15 protein-coding genes are annotated in these 16,191 nt (G+C 67.4%); 5 read left to right on the forward strand and 10 right to left on the reverse strand.

The features are described 5' to 3' along the window. Nucleotides 1-6: 6 nt before the first annotated feature. A complete protein-coding gene (locus C167_RS0128525; RefSeq protein WP_017521743.1) occupies nucleotides 7-1,623 on the reverse strand; it encodes a nitroreductase family protein in 1,617 nt (538 codons plus the stop codon). Then, complete coding sequence (locus C167_RS0128530; protein WP_017521744.1) at nucleotides 1,620-2,162, reverse strand: GNAT family N-acetyltransferase; 543 nt, start codon at nucleotides 2,160-2,162, stop codon at nucleotides 1,620-1,622. Before C167_RS0128530 ends, C167_RS0128525 begins: the two co-directional genes overlap by 4 nt. Nucleotides 2,163-2,372: 210 nt before the next feature. Between C167_RS0128530 and C167_RS0128535 the strand changes: the two genes are divergently transcribed. Beyond that, nucleotides 2,373-3,578 (forward strand): MFS transporter, encoded by a 1,206-nt coding sequence (locus C167_RS0128535; protein WP_017521745.1) that lies wholly within the window; start codon nucleotides 2,373-2,375, stop codon nucleotides 3,576-3,578. 64 nt (nucleotides 3,579-3,642) lie between these two features. Then, entirely contained in the window at nucleotides 3,643-4,566 is a 924-nt protein-coding gene (locus C167_RS0128540; RefSeq protein WP_017521746.1) for a histone deacetylase, read from the forward strand. On the opposite strand, the gene C167_RS0128545 is transcribed toward C167_RS0128540, so the two are convergent. Beyond that, a complete protein-coding gene (locus tag C167_RS0128545) occupies nucleotides 4,551-5,051 on the reverse strand; it encodes a hypothetical protein (protein ID WP_051168003.1) in 501 nt (166 codons plus the stop codon). The genes C167_RS0128540 and C167_RS0128545 overlap by 16 nt on opposite strands. A gap of 310 nt (nucleotides 5,052-5,361) precedes the next feature. On the opposite strand from C167_RS0128545, the gene C167_RS0128550 reads away from it, so the two are divergent. The 3 genes from C167_RS0128550 (at nucleotide 5,362) to C167_RS0128560 (ending at nucleotide 7,727) form a co-directional block, all read left to right on the forward strand. Further along, on the forward strand, nucleotides 5,362-6,603 hold the full coding sequence (locus tag C167_RS0128550; protein WP_017521748.1) for a TIGR03862 family flavoprotein: 1,242 nt from the start codon (nucleotides 5,362-5,364) through the stop codon (nucleotides 6,601-6,603). A 59-nt stretch (nucleotides 6,604-6,662) separates the two neighbouring features. Beyond that, nucleotides 6,663-7,268 carry a GNAT family N-acetyltransferase gene (locus tag C167_RS0128555; RefSeq protein WP_017521749.1) on the forward strand — a complete coding sequence of 202 codons (606 nt, stop codon included), beginning with the start codon at nucleotides 6,663-6,665 and terminating at the stop codon, nucleotides 7,266-7,268. A gap of 90 nt (nucleotides 7,269-7,358) precedes the next feature. Then, a complete protein-coding gene (locus C167_RS0128560) occupies nucleotides 7,359-7,727 on the forward strand; it encodes a VOC family protein (RefSeq protein ID WP_017521750.1) in 369 nt (122 codons plus the stop codon). A 149-nt stretch (nucleotides 7,728-7,876) separates the two neighbouring features. Here C167_RS0128560 and C167_RS0128565 read toward each other — a convergent pair whose 3' ends face one another. From C167_RS0128565 to C167_RS0128595, 7 genes are all read right to left on the reverse strand, one after another. Continuing rightward, complete coding sequence (locus C167_RS0128565; RefSeq protein WP_017521751.1) at nucleotides 7,877-9,349, reverse strand: aldehyde dehydrogenase family protein; 1,473 nt, start codon at nucleotides 9,347-9,349, stop codon at nucleotides 7,877-7,879. 25 nt (nucleotides 9,350-9,374) lie between these two features. After that, a complete protein-coding gene (locus tag C167_RS0128570) occupies nucleotides 9,375-10,193 on the reverse strand; it encodes an ABC transporter permease (RefSeq protein ID WP_017521752.1) in 819 nt (272 codons plus the stop codon). 1 nt (nucleotide 10,194) lies between these two features. Continuing rightward, entirely contained in the window at nucleotides 10,195-11,106 is a 912-nt protein-coding gene (locus C167_RS0128575) for an ABC transporter permease (protein ID WP_017521753.1), read from the reverse strand. Nucleotides 11,107-11,225: 119 nt separating this feature from the next. Further along, nucleotides 11,226-12,368, reverse strand: coding sequence for an ABC transporter substrate-binding protein (locus tag C167_RS0128580; RefSeq protein ID WP_017521754.1), 1,143 nt, complete (start codon nucleotides 12,366-12,368; stop codon nucleotides 11,226-11,228). 50 nt (nucleotides 12,369-12,418) lie between these two features. After that, nucleotides 12,419-13,534 (reverse strand): ABC transporter ATP-binding protein, encoded by a 1,116-nt coding sequence (locus C167_RS0128585; RefSeq protein ID WP_017521755.1) that lies wholly within the window; start codon nucleotides 13,532-13,534, stop codon nucleotides 12,419-12,421. Between the two features lie 280 nt (nucleotides 13,535-13,814). Beyond that, nucleotides 13,815-14,633, reverse strand: coding sequence for a helix-turn-helix transcriptional regulator (locus tag C167_RS0128590; RefSeq protein ID WP_017521756.1), 819 nt, complete (start codon nucleotides 14,631-14,633; stop codon nucleotides 13,815-13,817). Nucleotides 14,634-14,802: 169 nt separating this feature from the next. After that, a complete protein-coding gene (locus C167_RS0128595) occupies nucleotides 14,803-16,188 on the reverse strand; it encodes a DEAD/DEAH box helicase (protein WP_017521757.1) in 1,386 nt (461 codons plus the stop codon). Between the last annotated feature and the right edge of the window lie 3 nt (nucleotides 16,189-16,191).

The following is a 16,191-nucleotide window of genomic DNA, read 5'->3' on the forward strand; positions in this document are numbered from 1 at the left end:
GTTTCCTCAATTGCGGTCTTGCTGAAGTGGGAGTCGGCGTGGCGACGGATAGGCGGGAAGGCTGCTGAGGCGTTCGTCCCACACGGCGCGGCCGATGGTGAAATGATAGAGGCTGACCGGGCAGTCCGGACCGCCGCCGAGCAATTCGTCCAGCGCCGGATCGAAATAGCAGCCGATGCCGGTGCCCGACAGCCCCGCCGCTTCGGCTTCCAGGTAAAGCAACTGGCCGATCTGCCCAGCTTCCCAGTACAGGCGCGGATAGGTCCAGGCGCCCTCGGCCAGCGCGGCGTCGAGATCAGCGAGCATGGCGAAGGCGACGCAGCCGTCGCCAGCGATGTCCTGCCCGCAAGACAGGAAGGCCGACAGCCCGCGCGCATCGCCGGACAGCAGGCGGTACAGCGGCACACCGCTCTCCGTCACCGGCTGCCACAGGTAATCCTCACGCAACCCGCCTGGCTCGCGACCACTGCGGCCCAGCCAGTACAGCCCCGGCTCCAGGCCCTGCACGCGGTGGACGAAGATCAGCAGGTCAATGCGCGTCGGCTCTCCCGTGCAGGCGAACGGCACCGGCGAGCGCTCCGGTAGCAGGCGGCGCAGCCAGGCATACAGCAGCTCGGCGTAAATGCCGCTGCGCCCATCCATGGACTGCGCGCTGCGCCGGCGATGCAGGATCGGGCGTAGCGGCAGGCCGGGATTATCCACAGCCGGATCGGCGTTCGCGGCGCGCCATTCACGCGCAGGCAACATCGGCGCGCGACACAGGTGGTGCACGCGCTCCAGCTCCGGCCAGTGCCGATAGTCCCGCGACAGGCGATTCGGCACGCCGGCCAGCGGCAGTTCGGCGAGCCCCTTGAGCAGGGTCTCCGGCAATGGGAACTCGGCCGCCTGCGTCGGACCGATCCACAGCAGCACGTCGGCGCATTCGCGTTCGCTGAAGCCTTCGCGGTCCAGGCCGATCAGCGCATCCAGCCGTGTTTCAGCAATGCCGCGCAGCAGGCGCACTCCCCAGCCCTGGATCGCCGCGGCGATACCCAGACAGGCCAGCGCGTGGCCGAGGTCGTGATTGCAGTATCGATAGGCGCGCTCGCCGTACTTCCAGGCTTCGCGCCAGGGAATGCTCGCCAGCGCCAGCAAAAAGCCGCCGGCAGGCAGGGCGTCGCTCAGTTGCTCGGCCAGCGGCGCAGAAAGCTCGGCGCGCACCTCCAGCACATGCTCGTCGGCGCTGTAGTGCGCCAGCAGCGCTGCGTTATCCACCGCCCCGGCGGGCAGCAGCAGATAGGCCTCGGTCGGGTGCAGGTTGCCGCTGGAAGGATTGACCCGCAGTGCCCAGCGGCTGCCGCCCGCGTCCTTCCAGGCCGACAGCGCCAGGCTGTCGTAGAGCAGCTGCGAGACGCTGGCGAGGGTCAGCAGCGCGGGCGTGCCGAGCGGGCCGGCGAACGCCTCGTCATAACCCGGCGACTCTTCCTGCGGCCGGTGCAGCAATTCGATGCAGCGCGCGCCGGCATAACGGCGGAAGGCGGCCGGCTGGGTCGCCCAGTCGAGTTGGCCGGGGCCGGGGGCGAAGCGTTCGGGGCGATGGCTGCTGAGGTCGTGATAGGCGCGGACGCCTTCGATTGGCTTCATGGGCGACGAATCCGGTAGAGCACATGCGGGCGCAGCGGATGGCCTGGCGGCAGGCGCGGATGCTCGAAGTCGCCGGCCTCGTCGCGCTGCATGCCCAGGCGCTGCATCAGCCCTTGGGACGGCAGGTTGGCCGGCACGGTGAATGCGACCACCTCGTCGAGCTTCAGCGAATCGAAGGCGAACGCCAGCGCCGCGCGGGCTGCCTCCAGCGCATAGCCCTGTCGCCAGTACGCCGTGTTGAAGCGCCAGCCGATTTCCACCGCCGGGGCGAAAGGGGCGTCGAAGGTCACTCGCGCCAACCCGAGTACACCGATGAAGGCGCCATCGTCGCGGCGCTCGACCACCCACTGGCCGAAGCCGTGTTCGTCGAAGTGCTGGAGGATGCGTGCGGCCAGCAGGTCGCTGTCCTCGCGGCTCAGGCAGGCAGGGAAATGGCGCATCACCTGCGCGTCGGCGTTCAGCGCGGCGAAGGGCGCGAGATCGTCGCGACGCCAGGGACGCAGCAGCAGGCGCTCGGTGGTCAGGCTGGGAAAATCCATGGGAATCTTCGCGCTCAATCAAAGGTCACCATGATACCCGGCGACGGGCCTGTAGGACGCACTCCGTCAGACGAGGCGCAATCGATTCAGCACAGAGGCGCCTTCATCTGGTATTTTTCTCCTACCTTCGCTGTCGGTCACTGCCTTGACCGTGCTCACGCAGACAGCCGCGCCGCCCGGGCGCACCGCAAAAAAGACCAAGGAACTCCCATGACGACCTCCACCACCGGACTGCAACGCAGTACGGCCCTGGTGCTTTTCGCATTGGCTGTCGGCGGCTTCGCCATCGGCACCACCGAATTCGCCACCATGAGCCTGCTGCCCTACTTCGCCCCGGCGCTGGGCATCGACGCCCCGACCGCCGGCCACGTGATCAGCGCCTACGCCCTGGGCGTGGTCGTCGGTGCGCCGCTGCTGGCAGTGCTCGGCGCCCGGCTGCCGCGGCGTACCCTGCTGGTATTGCTGATGGCACTGTTCGCCCTCGGCAATGGCCTGAGCGCCCTGGCACCGACCTACCACTGGATGCTGCTGTTCCGCTTCATCAGCGGCCTGCCCCACGGCGCCTATTTCGGCATCGCCGCGCTGGTCGCCGCCTCCATCGTGCCGCCACACCGTCGCACCGTGGCGGTGGGGCGGATGTTCCTCGGCCTCACCGTCGCCACCATCATCGGCGTGCCGCTGGCCAACTGGCTGAGCCAGGCCGTGGGCTGGCGCTGGAGCTTCGCCCTGGTGGCCGCGCTGGGCGTGCTGACCATGATCTGCGTGCGCCTGCTGGCCCCCTACTCGCCCGCCGAGCCGGACTCCAGTCCACTGCGCGAGCTGGGTGCACTCAAGCGCGGCCAGGTCTGGCTGACCCTGGGCATCGGCGCCATCGGCTTCGGCGGCCTGTTCGCGGTGTACACCTACCTGGCCGACATCCTCGGCGCCGTCACCCACGTTTCACCCAGCATCGTACCGCTGGTGATGGCGGTGTTCGGCATCGGCATGACCCTGGGCAACCTGTTCATCCCGGTGCTCGCCGACCGCGCCGTGATGCCCACCGCCGGCGGCCTGCTGGTGTGGAGCGCAGTAGTGCTGGCGATCTTCCCGTTCACCGCGGGGAACATCTGGACCATCTCGATCTGCGTGTTCTTCGTCGGCTTCGGCGGCGCCTTGGGCACCGTGCTGCAGACCCGCCTGATGGACGTCGCCGAAGACGCCCAGGGCCTGGCCGCGGCGCTGAACCACTCGGCGTTCAACTTCGCCAACGCCCTGGGCCCCTACCTCGGCGGCGTGGCCCTGGCGGCCGGCTACGGCTGGACCTCGCCGGGCTGGGTCGGCAGCCTGCTGGCCATTGGCGGCTTCCTGCTGTGGTCGGTCTCGGTGGCCACCAGCCGAAGCGCACCACGCAGCACCGCCCTCTCCAACGAAGGCTGATCCAAAAGGGCCGGCGCAACGCCGGCCCTTTCGTCTGTGCCCCCCCCGGCGTACCCTTGCCTGCATGCCGATACCCCTGGTCTACCACGACGACTACAGTCCGCCCTTCCCGGACAACCATCGCTTTCCCATGGAGAAGTTCCGCTTGCTGCGCGACCACCTGGTGGACAGTGCCCTGGTGAGCGACGCCGAGCTGCTGCGCCCGGAACTCTGCCCTGTGGATATCCTCGCCCTGGCCCACGACCGCGCCTATATCGAGCGCTATTGCAGCGGCGCGATGGAGCGCGAAGAACTGCGCCGCCTCGGCCTTCCGTGGAGCGAAGCCCTGGCGCGACGCACGGTACGGGCGGTGGGCGGCTCGCTGCTCAGTGCAGAACTGGCGCTGGAACACGGCCTGGCCTGCCACCTCGCCGGCGGCACGCACCACGCGCACCACGACCACGCCTCGGGCTTCTGCATCTTCAACGACCTGGCGGTGATCAGCCTCTATCTGCTGGAAAGTGGCAAGGCCAACCGGGTGCTGATCTTCGACTGCGACGTGCACCAGGGCGACGGCACGGCGCGCATCCTGGAGAACGTGCCGGACGCGGTGACAGTATCATTGCACTGCGAGAAGAACTTCCCCGCGCGCAAGGCTCAGAGCGACTGGGACATACCCCTGCCATTGCACCTGGGTGACGCGGAGTACCTGAAGGTGGTGCAGGAGGCGCTGGACTACCTGCTGCCGCTGTACCAGCCGGACATCGTGCTTTACGACGCCGGCGTGGATGTGCACAAGGACGACGCCCTGGGTTACCTGCAACTCACCGACGCGGGACTGGCGGCGCGGGACGAGCACGTCATCCGCCGCTGCCTTTCCAGCGACATCCCGGTGGTGGGCGTGATCGGCGGTGGCTACGACAGGGACCGCCAGGCGCTGGCCCGGCGCCACGGCATCCTGCACCACAGCGCCGCGCGGGTAGCGCGCGAGTTTCAGCTGGACCGGTAGCGCGAGTTGTTGGTGTCCATGCGCGACGGCAGGCGCTGCTGTTCCCAGCGCATCAGTTCGTGGTCGGAGTACCCCAGCAAAGCAGCGGCGCGTGGCCGGCATTCGGCGGCGTAGTGCTTTTCGCAGAAGCGCATCACCTGTTCGGGAACATGGTGCTGCAACAGCTCCTGCGCGCGCAGCGGTCCCGCGTATTGCAGGTAGCGCGGCAGCAGGCGGCTCCAGTTGGTGAACACGTAGAGGTTGTGCAGGGCGATCTGTATCGACAGCAACTCCAGCACGCGTTGTTCGAACTTCACTTTCGAACCCTGCAGGTTCTTGTTCAGGCGCACCACCATATGGGCCACCGCCTCGTTGAGCAGGGTGCGAATCTCCTCGCTGGGGAGGCTGCGGATGACAATGTCGAGGCCATTCACCCGGACGCGGGTGTCGCTGCCCTCCACCCACAGGTGGGCCTCATGAGAGCGAAGGTAATCACGGACTTTCATCGTCAGTCGGACCAGGTTGCAAGAGGCCCGCATGCTGATGGATTCACAAAAGCGCCAACATCGGCGCAATCCCGATCCCCTGTAAGAATTATCGCAACCCCTAGCGTTCAGGAGACAGAAAACCTCTTCCCCGCTCCCCAGTTTTTTCCACGGCAGCGGTGGAGCGGTCTGTGGATAAGCTGCGGGAAAACGCCTGCCAGGCGCACCCTCTCAGGCTCCGGGGAAACTGAACAAAAAATGAGCAACCGGTGCACCGTGTCGCTGCGCTAGAATTGCGCCCTTTCCCGCACTCCTTTGCCTGGCCCTTTGCATGACCGACTCCCGCCCGCTCGCCTCCCGCACCGCCATCGTCATCGGCGGCGGTCCTGCCGGCCTGATGGCGTCCGAAGTCCTGGCCGGCGCCGGTGTGCAGGTGGAGTTGTTCGACGCCATGCCTTCGGTCGGGCGCAAGTTCCTGCTGGCCGGCGTGGGCGGCATGAACATCACCCACTCCGAGGAACGTGAACCCTTCCTGTCGCGCTATGGCCAGCGCGCGCAAGCCCTCGCGCCGCTGATCGACGCCTTCGACAACCAGGCGCTGTGCGCGTGGATTCACCGCCTGGGTATCGAAACCTTCGTCGGCACCTCCGGCCGCGTCTTCCCCACCGACATGAAGGCCGCGCCGCTGCTGCGCGCCTGGCTCAAGCGCCTGCGCGAAGCCGGTGTGATCATCCACACCCGGCACCGCTGGCTGGGCTGGAACGCCGAGGGCGCGCTGTTGATCGACGGGCCGGAAGGCCAACGCAGCGTCAGCGCCGACGCCACCGTGCTGGCCCTCGGTGGCGGCAGCTGGCAGCGCCTGGGTTCGGACGGCGCCTGGGTGCCGCTGCTGGCCGAACGCGCTGTGGATATCTCGCCGCTGCGCCCGGCCAACTGCGGCTTCGAGGTGACCGGCTGGAGCGAGTTCTTCCGCGACAAGTTCGCCGGCGCGCCGGTCAAGCCGGTGGCGCTCTCGCTGGCCGGCGGCACGCCGCGCCAGGGCGAGTTCGTGGTCACCGTCGGCGGCATCGAAGGCAGCCTGGTCTATGCACTGTCCTCCGGCATCCGCGAGCGCATCGAACAGACCGGCAGCACCACCTTGCACCTGGACCTGCTGCCCAACCGCAGCCTGGAGCAGGTCGCCAAGGCCGTCGCCCAGCCGCGCGGCTCGAAGTCCATGGCCAACCACCTGCGCGGCCGCCTGGGGCTGGAGGGCGTGCGCGCCGGGCTGTTGCGCGAGTTGTCCACAGCGCAGGACTACGCCGATCCGCAGCGCCTCGCCCAACTCATCAAGGCGTTGCCACTGACCGTGGTACGCCCCCGCCCACTGGATGAAGCCATCAGCAGCGCCGGCGGCGTGACCTTCGAAGCGCTGGACGAACAGTTGATGCTCAAGGCACTGCCGGGCGTGTTCTGCGCCGGCGAGATGCTCGACTGGGAAGCACCCACCGGCGGCTACCTGCTCACCGCCTGCTTCGCCAGCGGTCGCGCCGCCGGGCTCGGCGCCTTGCAGTGGCTGCAGGCGCCAGGCTGACCCTGCTTTTCATGGAACCATAGTGCTAGATTCTCGACTCCCACTCAGGAGTCGCCTGCATGTCGCTGACCTTCCGCCGCGCCCGTCCCGATGATGTCGATGCCGCCATCCCGCTGATCTACAGTTCCGGCCCCGACGCCTTCGACTACGCCTTCGCCCGCCCCGGCCGCAACAGCGCCCAGGATTTCCTGCGCTACGCCTTTGTCCAGGGCGGCGGCCAGTTCGGCTGGCGCCAGCACTGGGTCGGCGAACAGGACGGCGAGGTGGTAGCGGCCGGCACGGTGTTCGGCGGCGAAGCCAACCTGGGCTACATGCTGGCGGCGACGCGGCAGATCCTCGGTTACTTCGGATGGAGCTCGGCGGGGGTGATTCGCCGCGGCCTGCAATTGGAACGGATCATCTGCCCGCCGCCGCGCCGGACACTGTATCTGGCGCACCTGGGCGTTACGCCGACACTGCGCGGCGAAGGCCTGGGCAGCCAGTTGATCGACCACTTCCTGCAGATCGGCCGCAGCGTCGGCCTGCCCATGGCGGCACTGGACGTCTCGGCGGCCAATCCCAGGGCCCAGGCGCTCTATGAACGGCTGGGTTTCAGCGTGCAGGCGGAGCGCGTCTCGACCCTGCCGGGCGTCTCCAGCCATCGCTACATGCAGCGCCCGCTTTGAGATAGACTCGCGGCCAGCCGCCCGCCAGAGGCGGCCTGCTCCGTCGCCGTCGAGAAAGCCTGCTCACGCATGAACCAGGAAGGTTGCCCCATGAGCACTGCCAGCGTTGAACTGAAGGTCTTCGTCCCCGCCCGCGATTTCGCACTCTCCCAGCAGTTCTACAAGGAGCTGGGATTCCTCTCGCCCTGGAACTCCGAGGAGCTCGCCTACTTCCATCACGGCGACCGTTGCGCCTTCCTGCTGCAGAACTACTACGTCAAGGAATTCGCCGAGAACCTGATGCTGCACCTGCTGGTGGAGGACGCCGATGCCTGGTACGCCAAGGTCCGCGGCTCCGGCCTCGCCGAGCGCTACGGCGTGCGCCTGGGCGCCCTGCAGGACCAGCCATGGAGGATGCGCGACTTCACTCTGCACGACCCGAGCGGCGTGCTCTGGCGGATCGGGCATGACCTCGACTGATTGCGCAGTGCGCTCCTGCTCTCGTAGGAGCGGATCTCATCCGCGAACTCCCGGCGCAGCCGGGAGGCTGGACGGGGCACCGGCCTGTCGGCCGGATCGCGGATAAGATCCGCTCCTACACGACGGGAAATGACGGGGGACTGCAGGAGCTATTTCAGGTACCAGCCCCAGGGCTGATCCGAGATGTACTCGGTCACCTGCTTCACCTCCAGGTAGTTCTCCAGCCCCCACACGCCCAGCTCGCGGCCGATGCCGCTGTGCTTCATGCCGCCCCAGGGCGCCTGGGTGAAGGTGGGCTGCGAGCAATTGATCCAGACGATCCCCGCTCGCAGCCCGTCGGCCACCCGCGCGGCGCGCTGCGGGTCGCCCGACATCACCGCGCCGGCCAGGCCGAAGCGGCTGTCGTTGGCCAGGCGCAGGGCCTCGGCCTCGGTCTTGAAGCGCTTCACGCAGAGCACTGGGCCGAAGATTTCCTCGCGCCAGATCAGCGCATCCTCGGCGGGTTCGTCGAAGATCGCCGGCTCGATGAACCAGCCCTGCTCCAGCCCCGCCGGGCGCTTGCCGCCAGTGAGCAGCCTGGCGCCACTGGCGCGGCCCTTCTCGACGAAGCCCAGCACCTTCTCGTGCTGCCCCTGGCTGACCAACGGGCCGAGCAGCACCCCGGGCTGCAGGCCATTACCGATGGTGATGGCGCGAGTCGCCTCCACCAGACGCTCGATCAGCCGCGGGGCGATGCCCTCCTGCACCAGCAGGCGCGAGGTGGCGCTGCACACCTGGCCCTGGTTCCAAAAAATGCCGAACAGGATCCACTCCACCGCCGCCTCGACGTCGCTGTCGTCGAAGACGATGAAGGCCGACTTGCCGCCCAGCTCCAGGCTGACGTTCTTGATGTCCTGGGCTGCCGCCGACATGATCCGCGAGCCGGTCGGCACGCTGCCGGTGAAGGCCAGCTTGTCCACCCCCGGATGCTGGCTGAGCGGTCCGCCGGCTTCCGCGCCGAGGCCCGGCAGCACGTTGAGCACGCCCGCCGGCAGGCCCACGGCATCCGCCGCAGCGGCCAGTTCCAGTGCACTCAGCGGCGTCAGCTCGGACGGTTTGAGCACGCAGGTGGCGCCTGCCGCCAGGGCCGGCGCGACCTTCCAGGCCGCCATCAGCAGCGGGTAGTTCCAGGGAATGATCTGCCCGGCGACGCCCACCGGCTCCTGGCGGATGCGGCAGCGGAAGCGCTCGTCGGGCAGTGGCAGAGTCTGGTCCTGGCGCTCATCCAGTTCCCGCGCCAGCTCGGCGTAGTAGCGGAAGCAACCGATGGCGTCGGCCACGTCCCACTGTGCCTCGGGCAGCGGCTTGCCGTTGTCGCGCACTTCCAGCTCGGCCAGTGAGCCCTGGTTGCGTTCCAGTTCAGCGGCGAGCGCTTCCAACCATTCGGCGCGCTCGGCGCCACGGCTCTGGCCCCAGCCGCGATTGAACGCGGTGCGCGCCGCGCGTACCGCGTGGTCGATGTCTTCCTCGGTCGCCGCCGGCACGTCCTGCAGGGGCTGCCCGGTGGCCGGGTCGAAGCTGGTGAAGCGGCCGCCCAGGTCCGGCCTGACCCATTGCCCGTTGATGTAGAGCTGGTCGCGCATCCTCGAGTCTCCTTGAAGTCGGCCCTCAGGCGGCCTGAACGCCGGTGCGGCGGTTCTGCAGGTAGCGGGAGGTGAACAGCAGCGCCAGCGAGGCGCAGATGATCACCGTGGAGATGGCATTGATCTCCGGTGTGATGCCTCGGCGGATCGACGAGAAGATGTAGATCGGCAGCGTGGTCTCGGAGCCGGCCACGAAGAAGGCGATGATGAAATCGTCGAAGCTGAAGGTGAACGCCAGCAGGAAGCCGGCGAGGATGGCCGGGGCGATCTGCGGCAGGGTCACCCGCCAGAAGGTGTCCAGCGGCGGCGCATAGAGGTCGGCGGACGCTTCCAGCAGCGACTTGTCCATCGCCTCGACACGGGTGCGGACGATCACCATGACCAGCGCCATGGTGAACAGCGAGTGCGCCGCGACCACGGTGCCGAAGCCCATGTTGAGCTTCGGCAGGCCGATGTCCAGCAGCGCCAGCAGCGGGTTGAGCACGTCGAACAGGGTGATGAAGGCGATCAGCGTGGCAATGCCGATGACAATGCCCGGCACGATGATCGCGCAGTAGGTCAGCGCGTCGAACAGCAGGCGCACGCGCTTGCCGACCCGCTGCAGGCCGAACACCGCGAGGGTACCGAACAGTGTGGCGATCAGCGCAGAGCAGAAGGCGATCATCGCGCTGTTGCCCAGCGCTTCCATGATGAACGGGTTGCCGAAGGCGCGACCGAACCACTGCACCGAGCAGCACTGGAAGCTCAGCCCGCTGCGCCCGGCGTTGAAGGCGAAGAGCATGATCAGCGCAATGGGCGCGTAGAGGAACAGGTAGACCGAGGTGGAATAACCGCGCAGCCACATGTCAGAGCACCCCGTCGTTGCGCGAGCCGCCGTAGCGGGCCACGAGTTTCAGGTAGACGCCGATGATCGCCAGCATCATCGCCACCAGGGTCATCGCCACCGCGCTGCCGAACGGCCAGTTGCGCGATTGCAGGAACAGGTCGACCAGGGCGTTGCCGACGAAGAACACCTTGCCGCCACCGAGAATGGCCGGGATCAGGAACTCGCCCATGAGCAGGATGAACACCAGCATCACCCCGGTGATCACCCCCGGTGCCGACAGCGGCAGGGTGATCCGGCGGAAGGTCTCGAAGGCGCTGGCGCCCAGGTCGCCCGAGGCTTCCAGCAGGCGTTTGTCGAGCTTCTCCAGGGTCACGTAGATGGGGAACACCATCAGCGGCAGGTAGCCGTAGACGATGCCGATCAGCACCGCGTAGGGCGTGTTGATCAGGCGCACGTCGGCGATGCCGAAGCTCTCCAGCAGCGCCGGGATGCCGCGGCCGCTGAGAATGAAGATCCAGGCATAGGTGCGGATCAGGAAGCTGGTCCAGAACGGCACGATCACCAGGGTCAGCAACAGTGACTTGTTGCGCCGCACCTTCACCGCCAGGAAGTAGGCCAGCGGGTAGGCCGCCAGCAGACAGGCCAGGGTGCCCAGCGGCGCCAGGGTCAGGGTGTTCCAGAAGGCCTGGGCGCGGGAGCCGAGGTTCAGGTAGTTCTCCAGCGTCAGCCCGCCACCGTAGCCGCCCACTGCGCTGCGCTCGCCGAAGCTGAAGACCAGGATGATCACCAGCGGCATCAGGAGCAGCAGCAGGAACCACAGGGTGGAGGGCAAAAGCAGCAGCCAGGTGACACGCCGACCGAGGCTTTTCGCACGCGAGACCGTGGGCGTCGGCCGGGTCTGCGGCAACGGAGCGCTGACAGCGATGTTCATGTTCGATTCCCTACGCATGGGGTTACGCAGTTCCCCTGTAGGAGCGAGCTTGCTCGCGAAAGAACTCACCGGCAGCTCGGGAGCTGGGCGGTTCGCGAGCAAGCTCGCTCCTACAGTTCTCAGGCGGCCTTGAAGCGCGCCATCAGCTCGGCGCGCGCCGGGCTGGTGAGGGTCGCCGCGGCGCCGAATTCCAGCGGCGAAAGACGCTCGGCCGCCGGGTACATGATCGGGTCGTCGAGCATCTCCCTGGAGAGCAGCGCATCGACGCGCTTGTCCCCGCTCGGGTAGCCGTGGGAGAGCACCTCCAGCTTGTTGTGCTGCGGATCGAGCAGGTAGTTGATGAACGCGTAGGCGGCATCCTTGTGCTCGGCGCCCTTGGGAATGGCGAAGAAGTCGCTCCAGATCTCGCCGCCCTCCTTGCCCAGCACGAAGGTCATGTCCGGGTTGTCGCGGTGCAGCTGCGAGGCGTCGCCGGTCCAGGCCATGGCCATCCAGGCGTCGCCGTTGCGCAACGAGGGCTGGATGTCGGAGTTGATCGCGAACAGGTGCGGCTTGGCCTGGATCAGCAGTTTCTCGGCCTCGGCCAGTTCCTTCGGGTCCAGCGAGTTGAAGCTGTAGCCGTAGTACTTGAGCGCGTTGCCGATGGCGGTGAGCTGGTAGTCGTGGACGATGGTGCGGCCGGAGGCGCTGGTGAGGGTCAGGTCCCAGAACTGCTTCCAGGAATCCGGATTGCCCTTGACCTTGCTGGCGTCATAGACGATGCCGGTGGTGCCCCAGTTCTTCGGCACCGCGTAGACCTTGCCGTCCACCGTGCCCTGGGCCATGAAGCGCTCCTCGAAGGCCTTGGGGTCGAAGTTGGGGATGCGCGAGAGGTCCAGCGGTTCGATCAGCCCGAGCTGCACGTAGGTGCTGATGGTGTAGTTGGTCGGCACGAAGACGTCCCAGCCGCTGCCGCCGGCCTGCAGCTTGGCGAGCATCTCCTCGTTGGAGCCGAACACGTTCATCTGTACGCGCGCGCCCGTGGCCTTGGCGAAGGCGTCGAAGTTTTCCTGGCTGTGGTAGTTCGGCCAGGTGGCCAGCGCGAGCCGGTCACCGATATTGCTGCCCTCGGCCGCGTAGGCCTTGCCGGTCAGCAGACCAGGGGTGTTGGCGGCGACCACCGCCATCGCCAGGCCGAGACCGGTCCTGCCGAGGAAGTCGCGCCGCGTGATGGAGCCGTTTTCCCAGCTGCGCATCGTCTTGATGAAGCTCTTCTTGTCCATCGTCACTCCCCGCCTGTCTGCTGATTGTCGTTATGGTTGAATCATCGAACTCAAAGGGCCATGGCCAGGCCGCTGGCCTGGTTCCAGCCGACCTGCACTGGCGCGCCGTGCTCGAAGGCTTCCGCCTCGCCCCCCGCCTTGCGCGGCACGCGCACGCAGACGATGCCGAAAGCGTCGGTGCGCACGCGGTATTCGGTGAGGTTGCCCAGGTAGATGCGATCTTCGACGCGCCCCTTCAGGCGCACCTCGCGCTGCAGGTCCGAATCGACGGCGGCGATGCCGACCAGCTCGGGGCGCACGGCGATACAGCCCTCGGCCTGGGGCGCCAGCGAGGGGCCGGTGGGTGTCGGCGGGCTGCTCAGTTCCAGTCCCGCCGGCGTGCCCAGCACCACACGGCCGGAATCGAGGCGGCGCACAGTGCCCGCGAACAGGTTGGACTCGCCGATGAAGTCGGCCACGTAGCGGCTCGCCGGGGTCTCGTAGAGCGCCTCGGGGGTGGCGGTCTGGATGATCAGGCCGTCCTTCATGATGCTGATGCTGTCGCTCATCGACAGCGCCTCTTCCTGGTCATGGGTGACCAGCACGAAGGTGATGCCGACCTCGCGCTGCAGGCGCAGCAGCTCCGACTGCATCTCCTTGCGCAGCTTGCGGTCCAGCGCCGCCAGCGGCTCGTCGAGCAGCAGTACGGTGGGCTTGTTCACCAATGCACGGGCCAGTGCCACGCGCTGTTGCTGGCCGCCGGAAAGCTCATGTGGCTTGCGCGTGCCGAAGCCGGACAGGCGCACCATCTCCAGCGCCTCGTCGGCCATGCGGCGCTGCTGCGCACGATCGGGGCGCGGCGTGCGGTAGCGCAGGCCGTAGGCGATGTTCTCGGCAACGGTCAGGTGAGGAAACAGCGCGTAATGCTGGAACACCATGTTCACCGGGCGCTGGTGCGCCGGCACCCCGGCCACCGCCTGGCCGGCCAGCAGCACCTCGCCTTCGCTGGGCTGTTCGAAGCCGGCAATCATCCGCAGGGTGGTGGTCTTGCCGCAGCCGGAGCTGCCAAGGAAGGAATGGAAAGCGCCGCGCTTGACCTTGAAACTCAGCCCGTTGACCGCCGGCACGCTGCCGTAGCGCTTGACCACGTTACGGAATTCGATATCGAAGTCCTGACCGCTTTCCATCACTGCGCGCTCCCACTTTGTTCTTGTTGGGGCTCACGCTAGCAACGCGGCTTTCGGGGTGTATATATCCCTCGGGGGATAGATGGCGGGATTGGATAGGCCCACGGGGAAAGTTCGGCACAAGCTCTAACCCTCTCCCCCGCCCTCTCCCTGAAGGGAGAGGGAGCCATCCGTGCCGGCTGACGCATCAACTTGAACCTGCACCGAACCAGTCCCCTCTCCCTTCAGGGAGAGGGTTAGGGAGAGGGAAACCCAGACACGGATTTCGCCGGAGGTCTGCTCACCCCACCGCGCGCATCCCACCCGCCGCATCCCGCCCCGCCAACTCGCGGATGAACAGCCCGAGCAGCTCCGACTGACTGCCGATACCGAGCTTGGCGTAGAGGTTCTTGCGGTGGATCTTCACCGTGCCGGGGCTGATGTCCAGCTGCTCCGCCACCGAGGCGCTGGAGTGGCCACGCAGCAATAGCTGGACGATCTCCTGCTCGCGCGGCGTGAGCAACTGCGCGCCGAACTGGTCGAAAGCCTCGCGGATCTGGTAGTCCAGGTCCTGCGCCGGGCGCGGTTGCGCACGCCGCAGCTCCCAGGCCTCGCGCACCACCTGCTCGACCACCGGCCGTGCGCACTCCAGCAGCTGCATCTCGTCGCGGCTGAAGGCGGGGCTGGAGGTCTTGCGCATCAACGAGAGCACGGCTGTGGCGCCATCGGCGAGGTCGACGAAGAAGGCGATCTCCTCGGTCAGGCCAGTCTGCTGGTAGTAGGTCTGGTAGTACTCGCCCAGGTAGAAGTGGTCCGGCGCGAACTGCCGCAGGCGCCATAGCCCCGGTGGCTGGTTGCGCGTGCAGGCAAGGTAGAAAGGATCGAGCAGGTAGGGGCCGGCCTGGTAGTCCTCGACGTAGACGTGTCGGACATCGGCCGGGAAGGTGTCGAACAGGTCCAGTGGCCGGTGGTTGCCCTCGTAGACGAAGAGCACGAAGTTATCCACCGCGCAGACCTGCTGCAGCCACTGGCTGAGGCCGAGCAGGCGCGGGCGACCGGAAGCCAGCGGGAGCAGGTGGGCGACTCCGCCGGTCCAGGCTTTGAGTTCCTTGTGGCGCATGGGCTGTCGTTCTTGTTGTGTGCGCAATGGGCACACTATAGGCGTTCGGGATTCCACACGGAAATGCAGCTTTTGCGCCACACCCGGCAAAGCCCCGCCACGCCTGACGACAGCAACTGATCCGGCCTCGGCCGCGCACCGCGATGAAGCAGGCGCGCGCCTTATCGGCTCAGGGGCGGCGACCGCCCTTGCCGCCACCCGGCTTGCCGGACGACGACTTGCCAGCGGCGGGCTTGCCGCCTGCCGCTTTGCCACCGAGCCCGAACCCCGGCGCCTTGCGCACCGCCTTGACCTGCGGTTTGTCGTCCAGCAGCGAGCCGAGGTGCACCTTGCCCGGCTTGCCTTCGGGCACCTTGGGTTGCTTGGGCTTCTTCGGCTTCTTCATGACCTGGCCGCCGGGGGCGGTGACGGGTACCCGGTGTTCCGCCTCGAAGCCATCTTCTTCCTGGCGTTGCAGCGTCTGGCCGATCAGCGTCTCGATGGCCGCCAACTGCTGCACTTCGTCGGCGCAGACCAGCGAGATCGCCTGACCGCTGGCGCCGGCACGGCCGGTGCGGCCGATGCGGTGTACGTAATCCTCGGGGACGATGGGCAGGTCGAAGTTGACCACCAGCGGCATCTCCTCGATGTCCAGGCCACGGGCGGCGACGTCGGTGGCGATCAAAAAGTCCACTTCGCCGGTCTTGAACCGCGCCAGGGCGCGCAGGCGTGCCGGTTGCGGCTTGTCGCCATGGATCGAGTCGGCGCGGATGCCTTCCTCTTGCAGCACGCCGACCAGCTCGTCGACGCCCTTGCGGGTCTTGGCGAACACCAGCGCCTGGCGCCAGCCCTGCTCGCGCAGCAGGTGCAGGAAGAGTTCGGCCTTGCGCTTCTTGTCTACGGTGATCAGGTGTTGCTTCACCGTCTTCGCCGCCGTGTTGCGCGGCGCCACGTCGATGGTCAACGGGTCGCGCAACAGATTGCGCGCCATCTGGCGGATGGCGTCGGAGAAGGTCGCGGAGAACAGCAGCGTCTGCCGGCGCCTGGGCAGCGCGGCGAAGATTTCGTCCAGCTCGCGGGCAAAACCCAGGTCGAGCATGCGGTCGGCTTCGTCCAGCACCAGCACCTGCAGCTGGGTGAATTTCAGCGCGTTCTGGCGGTACAGGTCGAGCAAGCGGCCGGGGGTGGCCACCAATACGTCGACACCCTTGCGCAGCTTCATCATCTGCGGGTTGATGCTGACCCCACCGTAGGCCACGGCGGTGCGCAGCGGCACGTGCTGGCCGTAGGCGCGGAAGCTCTCGTGCACCTGCTCCGCCAGCTCGCGGGTCGGCACCAGCACCAGCGCGCGGATGGAATTCGCCGCCACCTGCGGGCCCTCCTGCAGCAACTTCTGCAGCAGCGGCAGGGCGAAACCGGCGGTCTTGCCGGTGCCGGTCTGGGCAGCGGCGAGCAGGTCGCGGCCCTTGAGCACGGCCGGGATGGCCTGGGCCTGCACCGCCGTCGGGTTCTGGTAGCCAAGCCCGTCGAGGGCGCGCAGGAGGGGATCGATCAGGCCAAGGTTGGCGAAGGTCATGGA

This window comes from Pseudomonas nitroreducens TX1 (assembly GCF_000313755.1).
Lineage (GTDB): Bacteria > Pseudomonadota > Gammaproteobacteria > Pseudomonadales > Pseudomonadaceae > Pseudomonas > Pseudomonas nitroreducens_A.

Coding starts and splice junctions, on each gene's coding strand:
- C167_RS0128525 (WP_017521743.1), bottom strand. CDS start 1,623: ATGAAGCCAATCGAAGGCGTCCGCGCCTATCACGACCTCAGCAGCCAT.
- C167_RS0128530 (WP_017521744.1), bottom strand. CDS start 2,162: ATGGATTTTCCCAGCCTGACCACCGAGCGCCTGCTGCTGCGTCCCTGG.
- C167_RS0128535 (WP_017521745.1), top strand. CDS start 2,373: ATGACGACCTCCACCACCGGACTGCAACGCAGTACGGCCCTGGTGCTT.
- C167_RS0128540 (WP_017521746.1), top strand. CDS start 3,643: ATGCCGATACCCCTGGTCTACCACGACGACTACAGTCCGCCCTTCCCG.
- C167_RS0128545 (WP_051168003.1), bottom strand. CDS start 5,051: ATGAAAGTCCGTGATTACCTTCGCTCTCATGAGGCCCACCTGTGGGTG.
- C167_RS0128550 (WP_017521748.1), top strand. CDS start 5,362: ATGACCGACTCCCGCCCGCTCGCCTCCCGCACCGCCATCGTCATCGGC.
- C167_RS0128555 (WP_017521749.1), top strand. CDS start 6,663: ATGTCGCTGACCTTCCGCCGCGCCCGTCCCGATGATGTCGATGCCGCC.
- C167_RS0128560 (WP_017521750.1), top strand. CDS start 7,359: ATGAGCACTGCCAGCGTTGAACTGAAGGTCTTCGTCCCCGCCCGCGAT.
- C167_RS0128565 (WP_017521751.1), bottom strand. CDS start 9,349: ATGCGCGACCAGCTCTACATCAACGGGCAATGGGTCAGGCCGGACCTG.
- C167_RS0128570 (WP_017521752.1), bottom strand. CDS start 10,193: ATGTGGCTGCGCGGTTATTCCACCTCGGTCTACCTGTTCCTCTACGCG.
- C167_RS0128575 (WP_017521753.1), bottom strand. CDS start 11,106: ATGAACATCGCTGTCAGCGCTCCGTTGCCGCAGACCCGGCCGACGCCC.
- C167_RS0128580 (WP_017521754.1), bottom strand. CDS start 12,368: ATGGACAAGAAGAGCTTCATCAAGACGATGCGCAGCTGGGAAAACGGC.
- C167_RS0128585 (WP_017521755.1), bottom strand. CDS start 13,534: ATGGAAAGCGGTCAGGACTTCGATATCGAATTCCGTAACGTGGTCAAG.
- C167_RS0128590 (WP_017521756.1), bottom strand. CDS start 14,633: ATGCGCCACAAGGAACTCAAAGCCTGGACCGGCGGAGTCGCCCACCTG.
- C167_RS0128595 (WP_017521757.1), bottom strand. CDS start 16,188: ATGACCTTCGCCAACCTTGGCCTGATCGATCCCCTCCTGCGCGCCCTC.